This window comes from Micromonospora sp. CPCC 205739, from assembly GCF_036906795.1.
Classification (GTDB): Bacteria; Actinomycetota; Actinomycetes; order Mycobacteriales; family Micromonosporaceae; genus Micromonospora.
In genome coordinates this window covers 118309-134484 of record NZ_JBAKHS010000012.1, presented here as the reverse complement: position 1 = coordinate 134484, position 16176 = coordinate 118309, and the positions used below count along the sequence as shown (strand labels likewise).

Annotated in this window: 8 protein-coding genes; 3 read left to right on the top strand and 5 right to left on the bottom strand. The window is 66.3% G+C overall.

Annotated elements, in window-relative coordinates; genetic code table 11:
* Window positions 1–132: 132 nt before the first annotated feature.
* Window positions 133–2493, bottom strand: a complete 2361-nt coding sequence (locus V6U88_RS19315; RefSeq protein ID WP_334454876.1) for a lipase family alpha/beta hydrolase — start codon at window positions 2491–2493, stop codon at window positions 133–135.
* Window positions 2463–2900, bottom strand: a complete 438-nt coding sequence (locus V6U88_RS19310; protein WP_334454875.1) for a hypothetical protein — start codon at window positions 2898–2900, stop codon at window positions 2463–2465. Before V6U88_RS19310 ends, V6U88_RS19315 begins: the two co-directional genes overlap by 31 nt.
* Before the next feature lie 252 nt (window positions 2901–3152).
* Here V6U88_RS19310 and V6U88_RS19305 point away from each other — a divergent pair, with 252 nt between their 5' ends.
* A complete protein-coding gene (locus V6U88_RS19305; protein ID WP_334454874.1) occupies window positions 3153–3851 on the top strand; it encodes an IS6 family transposase in 699 nt (232 codons plus the stop codon).
* A 166-nt stretch (window positions 3852–4017) separates the two neighbouring features.
* On the opposite strand, the gene V6U88_RS19300 is transcribed toward V6U88_RS19305, so the two are convergent.
* A complete protein-coding gene (locus V6U88_RS19300) occupies window positions 4018–5634 on the bottom strand; it encodes a hypothetical protein (protein ID WP_334454873.1) in 1617 nt (538 codons plus the stop codon).
* 285 nt (window positions 5635–5919) lie between these two features.
* Between V6U88_RS19300 and V6U88_RS19295 the strand changes: the two genes are divergently transcribed.
* Window positions 5920–6822 (top strand): hypothetical protein, encoded by a 903-nt coding sequence (locus V6U88_RS19295; RefSeq protein ID WP_334454872.1) that lies wholly within the window; start codon window positions 5920–5922, stop codon window positions 6820–6822.
* Window positions 6823–6935: 113 nt separating this feature from the next.
* On the opposite strand, the gene V6U88_RS19290 is transcribed toward V6U88_RS19295, so the two are convergent.
* Together V6U88_RS19290 and V6U88_RS19285 are read right to left on the bottom strand one after the other, a co-directional pair.
* Window positions 6936–8006: a restriction endonuclease gene (locus tag V6U88_RS19290; RefSeq protein WP_334454870.1), complete on the bottom strand. Its 1071-nt coding sequence runs from the start codon at window positions 8004–8006 to the stop codon at window positions 6936–6938.
* Between the two features lie 264 nt (window positions 8007–8270).
* On the bottom strand, window positions 8271–13034 hold the full coding sequence (locus V6U88_RS19285) for a DEAD/DEAH box helicase (protein WP_334454869.1): 4764 nt from the start codon (window positions 13032–13034) through the stop codon (window positions 8271–8273).
* A gap of 462 nt (window positions 13035–13496) precedes the next feature.
* On the opposite strand from V6U88_RS19285, the gene V6U88_RS19280 reads away from it, so the two are divergent.
* Window positions 13497–16172 carry a hypothetical protein gene (locus V6U88_RS19280; protein WP_334454868.1) on the top strand — a complete coding sequence of 892 codons (2676 nt, stop codon included), beginning with the start codon at window positions 13497–13499 and terminating at the stop codon, window positions 16170–16172.
* Window positions 16173–16176: the final 4 nt, after the last annotated feature.

The following is a 16176-nucleotide window of genomic DNA, read 5'->3' as shown; positions in this document are numbered from 1 at the left end:
TGACCCGACCGGTGAATTGCCGATCAAGGTCGCGGACTCAAGCGGTCGGCCCCGCGGCGCCCTATCCCCAACCCGACCGGCGGGCCTTCCCCGAGTTCTGGCCGCGATCAGGCCTCAGCGGAGGTCCAGCCCTCAGCAGCCGATCGCGGCCCCGATCCGGCCCGGCACCGACTCGCAGACCTCGGTGCGGTCGGGGTGCCAGTAGGGATCCAGCGACCAAGACCACTGCCGCTCCTGGTAGTGCAGCACAACCCAGTCGATCGGCGTGGTGCCCTGGACCGGCGCGTACGCGAATCCGGCCTGACAAACGACTGCACCGGTGACCTTCAGATTCACGCCGCTACCCTCAAAGATCCCTGGGCCCAGGGTGTCGACCCGCTTCGCGAAGGCGTCTCTGGTCAGGCACGGTCCGGTGGCGGCGCCGCGGGGCTTGCCAGTCGGTGAGGCGGTCGGGTCGTTGCCGGGCGGCGCGGCGATGCTGCGGACATTCGAGGCGATCTTCGTGCCCTTTCCGGTGATCTCGCTGTAGAGCTTGCCGCCGTCCGGGATCACGACCGCCTTGAACGACTTGCTGAGCTGCCGGACCGCGGCCACCGGCCCGCCGTCAACGCTGACCCACCTGCCGTCGTCAAGTCGCCACAGGCTGGACGGCATCATCGGAATTCCGCCGTACGGGTCGCAGAGGTAGCTGCTCATCGTCGCGTACCAACGCCCGTCCCGTCCCTGCCACGCGTCGTCCAAGAAGACCTCGGCGTTGTCGGTGGCGAGCGTCGCGGCGTTCGTCGTCTTCGGCGCGCCACCGGCTATGTCCGCAGCTCGGATCGGACCGGGATGGGCGCAGTCGCCCTGGGATGCGATGACTTGGTAGACGAGTTTGCCACCGCCGGCCGCGATCGCCATGGGCTCGGCCAGCTCCGGGAACTTCTCGATGGCCCTGGTCTGACCGCCTTCCGTCACCCAGCTCAGGGTGCCTCCGCCGCCGCTGCGGGTAAGCACCGCGAACCCACCGTCCGCCCCGGCCACGGCCGTCTTCTGCCCACTGGGGAGGGTCGTCTCGAGCGTCCGCGACGATCCGCCCGCGAGATCCTGCAACGTGACCTTGCCGCCGGAGTCCGCCCAGGCCACGGTCGATCCGGTTACTGGCACGGCGTCGGTGCACCGGCAGCGCACTTTGCTCGCCTCGGTGCCGAGCACGTAGAGGTAGCCGTCGCTGCCAGCCGCGAACGCGTACCGCCCGTCGGCGGTCCAGCGCGCCTCGCCAGTGATCGGGCCGGACGTGCGGAGTGCGACACCGGAGCCGCGCACGACGGCCAGCTCTTTGTCGCCGGCGTACGCGTAGAGCGGCTCGCCGCGGGCCAGGTACTCCGCGACCAAGCCGAGGACCTCGTTGGTGTGCTGGATTACGCGTGCCTCGTTCGAGTGGTAGCACGTGCCGAGCAGCGACAGCAGCCAGTACTGCCGCACGTCGATGTCGGCCTTGCGGTTGAGCGCTCCCAGCAGGTTGTCCCAGGCCGACTGCTCGATCGACGAGGTGACCCGGCACTCGGCGACCCGTTCGGCGTGGTCGCCGGAGGTCGCCGAACTGGTCGGCACGATGACGTCGCCCAGGTCCATCTCCGGCCCCTTGGCGAAGAAGAGCCCGGTCTCGACAATCGTGCGGCTGGCCAACGTGTTTACCTCGGTGCCTTCCGGCCACGCTGCCAGCGACCGCATCTCCGGGCTGTCGGGCGCGAACGAATGCATCGCCGAGAGGAAATCGACAAGATCAGTACACCCCGGAAAGCTCCCCACGTCATGACAGAGCGCGAGAAGCTGATGAACCGTGGCCGCCAAGGCGGCGACCAACTTGTCCACCTTCGCGACCTCGCCGGCGAGCGAGGTGACGAGACCAGAGAGCAGCGAACCTTCGTACGGGGTACCGAGCGTTACCACCAGCCCAACGTGCCCGCGCCGCTCGACTCCACCCGGAGCCGCCTCGGACAGCGACCACCTCGTGATCAGCCCACCCATTGAATGCGCGACCACCACCGTCTTGTGCCCGCGGAACGCCGCGTTCTCCCCAAGGCAGTTCATCGCCTCGATGACCCGGGGCGCCCCGCTCCCGTCCTCGAGGAAGAACCTCTTGGCGACGTCGCTGTAATCGACGGTGTAGACCGCAGCCCCCGGCAGCTTTTGAAGGTTGCCGAGCAGGCTGCTCGTCACCCGCGGCGCGATGTTGAGGGTAGAGAGATTGATGGGCTCCGACCACATGCCCGGGTTACCGCCGTTCCAGCCGTGCACGAGCAGGATCGGCGTGTAGTTGCCGTCCGCGTGGGGCTTGCGCTGGGCGGCTTTCTCGAGCGGGGCAAGCTGGGTGTGCGCGCCGCAGTTCGCCGGTGGTGTCGTGGCGCCGAAGGCTGGCGTCGCGACCAGCGCACTTGCAACAACGAGCAGAATCGCGGCGAGTGCGTTCCTCAAGCTTCTCACGCGGCTGTGGTGGACAGAACTCGCCACGCGCCCTCCTCATAGATGACGACTAGCCGGAACCGGGTCGCTTCGCCGCCAGCTTGGGTCGCAGTCACGAGCACAGAGGCAACTGATCCGGTACGGCGCCAGCTTGCGGCGTTGACGGTAAGGGTGGTGCCGGCAGGCAACGCCTTCCGCACGTCCCCAAACTGGTCGCGGCTCTCGGCGGCTAGCGCGCTGGTGTTGGCGGCGGCAAACTGGGCGGGAAGGCCCTCGACCACTTTGGTGACGGCGGTAAGACGTTCCGCCTCACCCGGGTCGGCAGTCGTTCGCACCACGACCTCACCGGTCGCTTGTGCCGACTTCTCGGCTCCGTCACGGCGATTCCAGATGAAGGCGCCGACACCGGCCGTCACTAGGAGAACGACGGCCACCAGAGACAGAATCTTCTTCACCCGGCTGACCTCCCTGTCCGCACCCAAGCCGTACCGTAAATCGGCGGAGCGATCACGCACGAGAGCCTTGAGGACGTTGTCGGGCTACCGGTCGGCTCATGTCCGCGAACCGTCCAGCAGCAGTCGTTCAACCGCTAGGCGTTCTGCCCAGAGAGTTGGGGACACGGCCAACGCCGGCATGAAACCCGTCTCGGGCGCAGCCGACGGGCTCCGTTGCGTTGAGCGTTGGCAAGATCGAGGCAGGTTTGAGCAATGACGTCATCGATCCGTCCTGGCCCGTGGCTGCCTCCGAAGCCGGCGTTCGCCGGGTTTCGGTTCCCGCCAGAGGTGATCGTGGTCGCGGTGCGCTGGTATCTGCGCTACTGCTTGTCCTATCGCGATGTTGAAGAACTGCTGGTCGAACGTGGCGTGGCGGTCGATCACGTACCGGTCTACCGCTGGGTGCAGCGGTTCACGCCACTGCTGGCCGACGCCGCCCGCTTCTGCCGGCACTCACCAGGCGACAGGTGGTTCGTTGATGAGGCGTACGTCAAGGTCAACGGGGCTTGGCGGTACGTGTACCGGGCGGTCGACCAGTACGGGCAGGTCATCGACGTGCTGGTCTCGGCCCGCCGGGACGCCGGCGCGGCCCGGAGGTTCTTCCGCCGAACGCTGTCGGCGTTGAAGGTGACACCCGCGGAGGTGGTCACCGACGCCGCCCCGGTCTACCCCGCCGTGCTCGACCAGCTGATCCCGTCCGCGTGGCACCACGTCGAGCAGTACGCCAACAGGTACGCGAGCGGACTGCCGTCGGGCAGGCGCTTGACGATCGTCTTCTCGGGGTCGCCGGGTGATCTCGTCGGCGACGACCAGCCGGGTCACCCGCGCCACGGAGAGCAGCACTACCCCGATCTCGATCAGCCCCGTCACGGCTATGAGCATATGCAACGGCACTGCGGCCGGACAGAGTGAAGGCGCGACGGCCGGCTGGTTCGTCCCGCGACCGCCGGGTCAGTTCACACGGCCAGGTGCCGTTCTGCCCGGTCCGTCCGAAATGGCGGGGGCGGAGCCTTTCCCGGAGTGTTGAACGGCCATGTGGTCATCACGCCGCCGGGCAGTCCGTTTCCGCGTTGGTTCGTCAGCGGCCGAGCCGGTTCAATAAGAAGCCCGGCAGCTGGTCAACGGTCACGAAGTCGTGAACGCCGTCGTCGACGTACGCCGCTGGGCTAAGCTCGCGGGTCACAAACAAGCCCCGGACGGCGAATGTCCGCGCCTCATCCGTCGTATCGAGCCGGGCTGCGACCACTGTGGGATTCGTGGCCACATCGGCAACCTTGGTCCGTAGCTTGTCCACGTGCCCGCCGGCACGCCGGTACTTGTCGAGCTCGCTGCGGATTCGACGGGGCGTGAACGGAACCGCCAGGTCCTTGGCCTCGATTACCCATATGGTCCCGGCTTGTGGCGCGACAACGACAGCGTCAATCTCGTTGCGTACAGGCACTCCAAGCACGGTGGAGGGGTGGCCCGGCCGACTTGGTTTGACCCCCGTCACGTAGCGCAGTCCCGTCGCCGCGAGGATTCTTTCCAGTTCCGCCTCGAACCCAGCAATGGGGCGCACCCGCTCCCGACGCTGCTCGAGTGCACTCCACAGGGTGGGGTCCGTTGACGACGATAGTTGCTCAGGCCAGGTTCCCTCGAAAACTCGTTGCAGCAGCACGACGCGTGCCAGTCCAGGTGCGTTCCGAGGTACAAAGAGGGACCGGTCGGCGAGTTCGAGAATCGGGCGGCTGTATAGGCGACCGGCAGACTCCCGATACTTGAACATCTGGAGCGGCGAATCCTTGAGAAGCTCCTGCGTCCAGACCATGTGCCGGCACGCTTCGACCACCCCGTCGGGGGTAGCGTTAGGCAAGAGCTGCTCGGTGTTGGCCCGCACGGCCCTATCCAGGCCCTCACGGCTGACGAACCTGTATCCAGTCACATTGTCGTCGTCAGCTCCGCTGGCCTCGATGAGGAACTCCTGGGCGGCGAAGAGATCGATGAGCCCGTAGCCGCGGTCCGCCTTCAACGCGGTGTCGATGTCAGCCAGGTCGTCAGGGAGCTCCGCACCATTCTTCAAGGACTTGACCAAAGCCTGGGAGACGGCGTGGTCGGTGGCGCCTCGGATCGGATCTGTATCGGCCATTCGTCTGACGTAGGCGTCGTCGAACCGGGAAGCCCGGAACGGAGGCCGATCGCGGACCTCGACGTCGAACGTGCCTCGCTTGGTCAGCCGGGCGCTGGCCACGGTGACCAGCCGGACAGCGACCCGGTCTGCCACCGTCCGCCACCGCCAGAGCTCGTGGGCCAAGATCGCGAGGGCTTCGCGGTCGCGCAGGCTCGGATCTCGCCGGCGGCCGCCGACCGACTGCCGGGCAACGAGCTCGAGGACGAGATGGCCGGCCGCAGCGTTCTCAGTGTGCAGTTGTGCCTCCCTTGCGGCTGCAGGCGATGCGCGGGCCGCGGTCCGAGCCTTGAACTGCAGATCGACCCAGTGCGCCATTTCCCCTGCGGCCCAGCCGACGACTTCGCGGACGTCCAGTTCCCCTAGGCGGCGCCGCATGTCTAGCTCCACAGCGTCCGCGATCCCGCCGATGGCGGCGTCGGCGGCGGCACCATCCCAGGGACCACGGCCGACACCGACGTCACGTAGGCACACTCTGAGGGACTCGTAGACCTGATCCCGCGACGTCGGCACACGCCACTGCCTTGGCATGACTCAATGTTGCTTGACACACCGGCTGCTGGGAAGGCCGGCGTACTAGTCCCGGGCGAGATGCCATAGACGTAGCTACAGGGGACACCGCCCGGACGGGCGGTACCGCGTGGGTGCCATGATCGCTAGGTTGCAGCCGTGCGAAGGTGCCCCTGGCGTACTCGGCGATTGATTGCCGGCCTGCTACTCACTGCGGTACTCGCTGTGACGTCGTGCTCGAGACTCAGCGGCCAGGCCGAGGAGTTCCCCCATATCTGGGTAGGAGCCGATGCAACGAGCGCCGTCATGGTTCAGGTCACTCGGGAAGCGAGCGCCCTGTCGGGAACGCTGGACGAGATCAGCATGGCCGACGCCGACGCGATCACGACTACGTCGTCGCACGCCGCCTTCACGGGCACGTGGGACGGCAATGCACTGACACTCAGCTTCCCCCAGGGGTTCGGGCTCGTCCACAACATCTCCGGCATCCTGTCGGGCGCCGACATGAGCCTTCAGGTACCTCAAGACGACGGCTCAATTGCATCTCTCAGCCTGAAGCCGGGATCGCTCAAGACGTACAACGATGCCGTGAATGTCGTACAGGCGTCCGCTCAGGCCAACGCCTCAGCGAATGAGGCGGCTGCGGCGAGTGCCGCAGCGGCGGCCTCAGCTCAAGAGAGCCAGCAGCGGATCGCCTCCGCAGCCGACGCTGTCAAGAAGAAAATGCAGGCGGTTCAAGCCGGCCTCGCCACGCCGCCCTCGTTCTCGGACTTCGACAGCCACTTGTCCGCCGCTCGCGACCACCTCGCAGACGCAAAAGCCAACGCTACGAAGGCGGACAGGGAGGCTGACCAGTCGGTTGCCTGCAGCGATGCATACACCACAGACAGCGACGCCTACACCGTGGAGAGCGACGCCTACACCATCGACAGCGACATGTTGAGCCTGACGAGCGAGATCGATTCCCTCGAGGACGCCGCCGCTGACCTCGACCGCGCGTTGACTGAGTATCAGCAGGCTGCCACCGCGTTACCGGACTACATACCGCCCCAGGCGCCAGAGGCAAACCAAGTCAAGGACCTCCTCAATCAGGTCTCGCTGAAGACGGAAGCCTGGCGCAAGAAGGGATCCGGCTACCAGAGCAAGGTTGCGGAGCTGCTGAAGCAGGCGAGGGCCGTCGCTGAACAAGCGAAGAAGGAGCACTGCTAACGAGCTGCCCCGAGAGCTCGGCGATAACCAGGCGGCAGCCAGGTGGTTCTGCCTGCCACCGCGGCGACCGAGATTGGGCGGCAGCGCCCGCACTTGCGACCAGGCGGTCCAGGTCAGAAGCCAGCGTCGGAGAGCATCCATACCCTGCGCAGCGGCACCTGGGCGCGGATCTCCTCCGGCAGCCGGTCATACGTACGCAGAACTGCGTCGACCACGTCGCCTGCCTCCCACACCCGCACCCGCAGGTGCTGGTTCTTCAGGGCGTCTCGGGCGGGCTTCGTCAGTCCGCCCCACGCGACGAGCAGGCCCTGCTCTGCGCCGTGCGTCGTCATAACTCCGTGGAGTTGAGTGACGATGGGCGACCCGATCTGCGAGCCTGACTTGACCTGGGCGAGCAAGCGGGGGCTGTCGAGACCAAGCGGGCCGCGCCCGGCAGTGATGTCGATGCCGCCGTCCGGACCGGGGGGTGCCAGTGTGCAGTGGAAGCCTTCGGCGGTAAGGATCGCGGTGACGAGCGTCGCCAGATCGTGGCCAGCGAACTCCTCTGCGATGCGGGCGGTGATCTGATCGAGGGCGACCTGTTCGATGTCGGCTGCCAGCTCCGGTTCGTCCACGTCGGTCTGTGCGGCGGTGTCGCTGGCCGGGCTAATGGCGGCGGTCTTCGGCGTGGTGCCGCTCAGTGTGGCGTTGCCGGGGTCGGTGCCGTATGAAAGCAGGTGCTCCAGCCGAGCGATTGCGTTGTTCTTGCTCGGCGCGAAGATCGACATGGCACTGCCGAGGGTGAAGAGCAGGTCCTGCTTGACCGCGGCGCGCGGCAAGTCGATGCGTTGCCAGTCGACGGTGACGACATGCCGGCGCTCGGCCTCCGCTTCGTCGGCGCGATACTGGTAGCCGCCGGTCACGCGCCCGAAGGCGATCTGCTTCGTGGTTTTCAGCGGCATGACCAGTAGATCCTTCGGACGGATGCGGGACCGCAGGGCCCACAGTTGCCCGGTGAAGTTGTGCCGCTTGCCCTCGGACGCGCCGGGCCACGTCGCCTCTACGACCTTCGCAACGTCCTCGCGGCTCGCGCACGGGGTGAGATCGGGGACCTCGCGCCATCCGCCGCCCGAGAACCCGTTGGCCAGTGCCCACTGGTCACGCTCACCGTGCCGCCCAGACCGAATCACCCACGCATTCCCCATGCGGTGCATCCTCCTATCTCGGTGGTCGCACGTCGACCTGTCTGGCGCTCGCTCTCAATCGGTGCGCCGTGGAGGGGGCTCGCCCGACCCGCCTGGGACGAATCGAACGAGGTTTCGCTCACAACCCCTGTGCGGGTCGGCCGCTCATGGCCGTGTGACAGCGGCCCCTGACCCACAGAAATGCGAATCAGGGGACGTCGTTGTCTAGTACCGCCAAGTCCAGCCGTTACGGGTGCGTATCCGGGGAGGGTCGGAAAACGTCGGCTACTTTCCCTTCTTCTCACGGATCTTCAGTGCCGGCAGGTTGTCCACCAACTGCATGGTCTCCAGGCTGACGGTGACGATCCGGGCGAGCAGGTCAAGGATGTAACGCGGGTCGCCGACTTCGCGGCTCCAGTCGTTGGGATCGTTGACGATCCCCGACGCCTGGTCGGTCTTGACCTGGTAGCGGTCGATGATCCACTCGATCGCCGACCGGGAGCCGAGCATGTAGCGGTACGCGTCCTCCGGGACGCCACTCAGCGTGATCCGTGAGTTGTACTTAATCGTGGACCGGTCCGGGACCAGCTTGCCGCCTTCCCGCACCTTGGCGATCGCCATCTTTTGCACCCGGAAGAACTCGTACGGGTCTCCCGTCGGCTCTACGTCGAGACCATCCAGCGGGAACGGCGTCAGCGACTCGTAGCCCAAGTGCAGGTCCGAAAGCTTCCGGCCCGCCTCTACGAACGGCCACGGATCTTCGACCAGCGGCACCCGGGGCAGCATTTTCTTTAGGTCAGCGCCGTAGGTCTCGCGGTACTCCGGAGAGTGCAGAAGTCCGTAAACGTAGTAGAAGATATCGTCCTTGGTGATCGCGTCGCCGTAGGCAGCGGTGAACAGCTTCGCGGCCTCGCCGGTGACGTTGTCGATCTTGCGGTGCCCGTCGACGATCTCCTCGTCCCCTGCCGGGATGGCGAGCATTCCCGAGTCTTCCGCCTTCTCGTAGCGCCAGCGCGCAAAGAACTGAGTTGTGTCCAGTACATGTTGGTTCGGCTCGTGGTCGACCATCAGAAACGAGAAGGGGGCATGCGAGGAGACACCGGTAATGACGATGCCCAAGTTGAAGGTTCTGCTTGTGGGAAAAGTTCGAGGCACGATGCCAGGCCGATGCGCCCAGCGGAGATCCGGATAACGCAGGGCTTTCTCAAAGGGACGGTACGCAACAACGACCGGCGGCGAGTCATCAAACGTCATCGCTTCAGAGCGGAGTAAGCGCGCCTCCAGCGAGGATGACCATTTGATCTTTGCCGGGTCATTGCTTCGATTGCCTGACACAGCGGATGTGTACGTCTGGACTGCTATCTGCATCGCTTCCGAGAGGACAGTGTGGCTGGCGTTGTAGACCCATGGATCACGGTTGCTCTGAAGGCCCGGCCCGAAGTCGGCGAAAACACCGACCCCAGATTGAGCGACGAGAGGAACGAAATCGCCAAAGTCATCACGGCGCTGATTGAGCCAGTCGCCGTGCTCGTTAGGCGCGATGTGGATGACCGCTTTGAGGGCGCCCATGAAGCCGGCCTGGGCGACCTTGGCCAGCTTTTGCTCTCTGGTGAGGTAGTCGCCGACATCGGAGTAATGAATTGTGGCCGGCCCGTTCTTGTCCGGGTTCTTGACGAGAATCGTGATCGCCACGGTTGCGCGGCTCCCGCCGCCGAAGACCTTGCCACCCTCCTTGCGGGAGTCCTCGCCGGCAGTGCGCTGGTTGCCTCGGAGGTTGTAAACGTAGATGGAACTGAACTCCTCGGCGAGAGTCTTACGCATGCCATCCGCGGTGTTGGAGTCGATCCAGCCGCCGTTGGTGACGTAGGCGATGACCCCACGATCCTTGATCCGCAGGGTCGCCCACTTGATGGCACGAATGTAGGAGTCATAGAGCGAGTTCTTGTTCGTGGCCTTTGAGCGCTCGGCGTACGTAGTCCGGATCGCCTCGTCGAGCGAGGGGTACTTCTCGTTGGCGTTGTTGTCGTTGGCGCTGTCCTGCCCCGACGAGTAGGGCGGATTGCCGACGATGACGGTGATGGGGAGCTTCTTCAGCTTCTCCAGACGCTGGTTGTTCTCGGGGAAGATCGCGAGGTCCGGACGGTCGTCGTCCTCCCAGGACTGGAAGGTGTCGGTGAGGATCAGGCCGGGGAACGACCGGTAGCGCGCGTCCGGGTCCCGCTCGCGCATCAGGTCCTGGTAGGTGGTCTCGACGTTGACCGCGGCGATGTAGTAGGCGAGCAGCAGGATCTCGTTGGCGTGAAGCTCCTCGGCATACTTGCGGGCCAGGTCGTGCGGCTTGATCAGGCCGGATTGGAGCAGCCGGACCATGAAGGTGCCTGTGCCGGTGAAGCCGTCGAGGATGTGCACGCCTTCGTCGGTGAGGCCCTGACCGAACTCGGAGCGCAGCACTTGCTCGGCGGAATTGAGGATGAAGTCGACGATCTCGACCGGGGTGTAGACGATGCCGAGCTTGTCGACTGTCTTCTTGAACGCCGTGGCGAAGAAGGTGTCGTAGAGCTCGATGATGATCCGCTGCCGGCCCTCAGCGTTGTCGATGCCCTTCACGCGCATCCGCACCGAGTCGTAGAACTTCTGCAGGGTGTGGTTCTCGTCGTCGACGTTGTGCTCGTCCAGGGCCGCGAGCATCCGCTCCATCGTCTGGGCGACCGGGTTGTGGTCGAGGAAGTCGTACCCCTCGAAGAGGGCGTTGAAGACGGGCCGGGTGATGAGGTGCTGCGCCAGCATGTCGATTGCGTCACCCTGGGTGATGCCCTCGTTGAGGTTTCCCCGCAGACCCTCGAGGAAGGCCTCGAACTCTTTGGCCACCTCGGTGTTCGGGTCCGAGAGAAGGGCGCGGATGCGAGTGGTCTGGCGGACTGCGATGTCGGCGACTGACTTGGCCCAGTCGGTCCAGTACCGCCGGGTGCCAACCTTTGCCACGATCTTGGAGTAGATCGCGTTCCGCCAGGCGTCCAGGTCGCCGAAAACCAGGTCGAGAGTGCCCTGGACGGCGCGGTCCCCTTGGCGAGTGTCGCCGCCAACGCCGATAACGTTGATCTTCCGATCGCGATTCTTCGTGAGGTCGATTCGGTTGACCATCGCATCGAAGCGCTCGTCGTGGGCGCGCAACGCCTGGAGCACCTCCCAGACGGCGGCGTACCGCTTGTTGTCGCGCAGCGCCTCCTCCGGCGACATGCCGGATGGGATTCCGACGGGCAGGATGATGTACCCGAACTTTTTGCCCGGCGCCTTGCGCATCACCCGGCCGACGGACTGGACGATGTCGACGACTGACTTGCGCGGGGAGAGGAACATGACCGCGTCGAGCGCAGGCACGTCAACCCCCTCCGAGAGGCAACGGGCGTTGGTCAGGATGCGGCAGCCGTTCTCGGGCGGCTCGCCCTGGAGCCAGTCGATCTGGGTGTTGCGCTCGAGCGCGTTGAACGTCCCGTCCACGTGGCGCACCTCGCACTCCAGCGGCGAGCCGCCATTCTCGCCCTCTCGGCCCGTGGACTCGACGTAGTAGCGGACGACCTCGGTGAAGAGCTTCTCGATTTGCTTCGAGTCCTTGATGTTGCCGGCGAAAGCCAGCGCCCGGCGCATAGGCGCGACGTCCGGCTCGAAGGAGTGCTCGGCCTGGCCGCGCTTGGCCAGGCCGTTCCAGCAGCCGACGATCTTGGCAGCGTCACCGAGTTTCAGTTCGTGGTCGTCGCCGGAGAGCTGGGCTTGGAACGTGCGTGCCACCGACTCCTCATCCACGGTGAGGACAAGGACCTTGTAATCGGTCAGCAGATCCTGCTCGACCGCCTCACCGAAACCGAGCCGGTGGAACTCCGGGCCGTACAGCTCCTCGTTGTCCATCGAACACAGCACAGCGTTCGCCTCGCCGGCCTTCGCCTTTGAGGAGTCGTCGTAGATGCGGGGGGTCGCGGTCATGTAGAGCCGCTTCGCGCCGGGCAGGTAGGTGTTGTCGTGCACCCGCACGAACGCCGACTCGTCAGTTCCGACCAGGGTGGCGCCGGTCGTGCGGTGCGCCTCGTCGGCGACGATCAGGTCAAACTGCCGCGCGCCCTGCTGTGCTTCGGCGACCACGCCGATGGACTGGTATGTCGCGAACACGACGATCATCGCGTTGCTGTCGGCCTCGCCGTCACCGATCCGCCGTCGGAGGACGTCGACGTTGGTGGTCGCGGGCAGCGCGAGGTCGGTGACGGAGATGTCCTCGTCGGCGTTGGCCGAGCGCTTCGTGGACTTAGCGTCGGAGCAGACCGCGAGTGCGCGGATCGGCAACTCCGCCTCGCCCACCCACTCCCGCACCGTCTGGGACAGCAGGGAGATGGACGGCACCAGGAAGAGCACCTTGCCGCCGGCGCCCACGTTCTCCTCGGCTAGGCGCAGAGAGGTGAATGTCTTTCCAGTGCCACAGGCCATGACGAGCTTGCCACGGTCGTGCTCACCGAAGCCGACCGTCACCTTGTCGATCGCGACCCGCTGGTGGGGGCGCGGCGTCTTCTTGCCTCGCATCGGCAGGTAGTCCGGCGTCTCAAGCGAGAACTGCGCCCAGTCGACCCGCGAGTGCTCCAGGTCGCTGAGCCCGATACGGCGCACAGGGACTGCTTGACCCTTGATCGCGTCCTCAGCGTTCGCGTTCCATTTGTCCGTGGTCGAGACGATGATCCGCTCGAGGAAGCTCTCCTTGCCCGATGCCGCCAGGAACGAGTCGATCATCGGCTTGGAGACCGTGCTCGTCGGGGCGAAGAACTTGCACTGGATCGCAACGTGGTGGCCGGTGTTGCGGTCCTTCGCGACGAGATCGATGCCGGTGTCGTGCTTGCCACCGTGGCCCGGCCACTCACCCCACAGCCACACGTCCGAGAACTGGTCGGCAAAGACCGGGTCCACCCGCAGGTAGGCCCGCATCAGCCGCTCGAACTTCGCTCCCTTGTCGGCCTCAGACAAGGCGGAAGCCCGCAACTCCTCAAGAACGTCGTAAATCGTGGTCGCCACAACCTGCATCTAACCGCACACCCGACGAATTTGGGCATCGGCCAGGCGAGTGATCAGCTACGACGGCCGGGCGTCCTCGAGTACGGCGCTCTGGCCGTGGCCGCCACCGGGGATCTTGCGGCAGAGGGTGGACGAGATGTCGGGCGTTCCGCTAGTAGCGGACGGTACGCCGGGGAGCGCGGACAGACGAGCCACGCAGCGTCCACAGGTCATCGGCAGCGGCAGGCGGGCCAGGATCCTTTCATCCGGGCTCATGCCCCTTAGCCGACCGGCTGAGCAGTGGTGGGCGCAATGGCTCGGAACCTCCAGATTCTTGACCGCTTCCGCAGCCCGGCTCCATCCGGCACGCTCAAGCAGGCTCCCCGAGACTGCGCTGCGTTCGAGAACCGCGAACGGTCATGTCGCCCCCTCCCGAATGGTCGGGGTCTCGTCGTGGAGCACCGAGCGAACGGGGATCAACACATGGGCGGACTTCAGTCCGGCGGCGGGACCAGTGCCATCGCCGCCTCGGCGCATGCCGGATGCGAGCGGTTCCGGCTCACCGATCCGTTCATCACCCGCAAGACGCGCAAGGCCCTCGCCGCATACATCGGGCACCCTGACACCAGCGCCGGAATCCCCGAAGCCCGCTGGATGCGAGCTATGACCTTCGAGACGCTCGTACATTCGGAGCGGTTCGTCACCGAGTTGCTCACCAAGACCGTCGGGCAGCTCGGCCTCCCCCGCCCGAAGGCGGTGCGTCGACGCACTTGCCACGGCGCCATCGACACCACGGCCAAGGAACTCGCCCAGGCCCATCTAAAGGCGAACTTCTCCGGCGAAGCCACCATGCTGACCGCGCTCGCCGTCCCGTACCTCAAACTTGAGGACGTCGCCGACGCTACCGCGATCCAGCCCGACTTCGCGATCGTCTGCCCACGCCTGGCCGCCGACGAACGGAGCGTCGGGTCATGGCTGATCATGGGCGACGCGAAGGACTACGAGCGGGTCCGCGCCCGCATCGACGACGCCCGGATGCTCAAAGGCTTCCTCCAGGTCGCCCTCGGCGCCGAGTCCGCCGCAGCATGGAGCAAGCTGCCTAACGGAATGCAGGTGCACCCGTACGGCGCGCTGGCCGTGCCGCGCAACGCCTTCCTGCAGCCCGAGGCGGTCGTTGAGCTGCTGCACGACCACCGGGACGAGGTGCGCACCCGGGCCGATGAGCGGCTGGCGGTGAAGTCCCGGCTCGGCGACAGCGGGCCGGCGGAGGATGAGCTGGCGAGGTACGTCGCTGACCTTGAGGCAACCTTTGACCCCCGCAGCTGCGTCACCTGCAACCTCTTCTCGTGCTGCCGGGAAGAACTTCGCGCGGCCGACGACCCGCTCGCCCTGCTCACCGAGATCGGCGTCGACCGACTCACCAGGCCCGCGGTTGTGGGGCTCGTTGCCGGCAGCGGGCAGGTCGGAGAAGTCGCGTACAGCACGATCGCGCAGGTCACTGCCACTGTCACCGGGCTCCCGCAAGGGACCGGCAGGCTACGCACTGACCCGTGCGGACAGCCCGGCACCATCAACCTGGTGCTCGTCAAGTCCGACGCGGCGGCCCTCGGCGTGCACGGCGTGGCCGTGCAGCGCGTCGACGCGGGCGGGCCCGGCGCGTGGGTGCGGCGAACCTTCCCCGAGCCACAGTCCCCGCTCACGCGACGGGCCATGATGCGCCTCCTCGGCCGCGCCATCCGAGAGCTCCACGAGGCCGGCCTCGGGCCGGTCCACCTCGTCGTTCCGGACCGTCCGACCGCTGACCTGCTGGCGACCGCCGCGGACTCCCTGGCCGGGGTTGAACTGAGCCGGCTGCGCTGGCAGCACGATCTGGACAGCGGCCGGCCGGCGTTGACATTCGACGGGGAACCCGCGACATTGCCAGATCCGCTGGACACCGACGAGCGGGTCGCGGTCAGTTTCCTCCTCGAGGAGGACCGGGCCCGGGCGATGAGCCTGCGGACCCCCATCGTGGACCTGCGGTCCGTGCTCGCCTCGCATGTTGTGCCAGGCGGCCCCGCGGTGGATGCGGGCCGCCTCGACTACCTCGTCACCTGGGCAGAGGCAACTGACCCGCTGGACCATCGGAAGGTGTCCGACGACATCGCCGAGCGAGCCGAGACCCCCGGCGCGCGGCTCTCCAACTCCGCGTCGGACGCTATCCATCGCGCCTTCCGTCAGGAAACGGACCTGACGGCGTACGACGCGTTTGTGCAGGATGCTCTGGACTACCGCATGGAGGTGCTTGGGCGGGCACTGGCGGTACTTGACCGCCTGAACTCCTCGCGACTGCGCCAGGTGCACCGCGTCTTGGAGGGCGACGCCCAGGAGGTGTGGGGACGTCGGTTGGCGCTGCAGGCCTCGGATCTTGTGCGGTTCTCCCGGACCTACCCGAACTGGCGCAACATTCAAGTCGTGATGCTCGACGCCGACCGGAAATGCTTCGACCAACTCACTTGTCTGGCCGACGCCTCCGCCGCGCGCGACAAGGCGACCGACGCTGGCGTGCGGGAGCTGGCACTCGCGACTGTGATCGATCTCGACCCCGTGCGCCTGGACGTGCGGTCGCGGCGCCTGGTCGACGGCTCGCGGGTCGTCGTCCTCCACATCAACGGCCGCAGCCTCGTCGAGGGGCCCAGCGCGACCATCACCATTCAGAAGGGATCGTTCAAGCTGGGCCAGCTCCCGGTGGCGACGCTGAGGGAGGTTTTGGGCGTCGACGGACTCCTCTGGGAGCCGACGGTCGTACCCAGCTTGGCAGTCGGCGACGAGTTGGTCCTGGCAGACACGGCCTGGTTCGGCAAGCCGCTCCGGTCAGGTCACGAAATCGCGGTGTCGCGGCCGTCCCTGGACAACCAGTCCGCCCCCAAGAACACGTGCACCGCGACGACCTATGCCTCCGATCCTGAGGGCCACCGTTGGTGCTGCAGGCCGCACACTGTTGCCGAGGCCGAGTGGTCCGACCGGCTCGCTCAGCGCCGGGAACGTGGCGAGCTGAACCCTGAGGTGTGGCCGCCCCTCGTCGATGAGGAACGGTTCGACGTCGGCCCGGGCGCCGACGCACCCGAGCCCCCGCCTGCACCGGCACCCGACAGCCTGACCATCGACGACCTGGACTGAGCCG

Excerpts from the sequence above, each read along its gene's own strand:
- V6U88_RS19305 (WP_334454874.1), top strand. The coding sequence starts at position 3,153 with ATGACGTCATCGATCCGTCCTGGCCCGTGGCTGCCTCCGAAGCCGGCG.
- V6U88_RS19300 (WP_334454873.1), bottom strand. The coding sequence starts at position 5,634 with ATGCCAAGGCAGTGGCGTGTGCCGACGTCGCGGGATCAGGTCTACGAG.
- V6U88_RS19295 (WP_334454872.1), top strand. The coding sequence starts at position 5,920 with ATGGTTCAGGTCACTCGGGAAGCGAGCGCCCTGTCGGGAACGCTGGAC.
- V6U88_RS19290 (WP_334454870.1), bottom strand. The coding sequence starts at position 8,006 with ATGGGGAATGCGTGGGTGATTCGGTCTGGGCGGCACGGTGAGCGTGAC.
- V6U88_RS19280 (WP_334454868.1), top strand. The coding sequence starts at position 13,497 with ATGGGCGGACTTCAGTCCGGCGGCGGGACCAGTGCCATCGCCGCCTCG.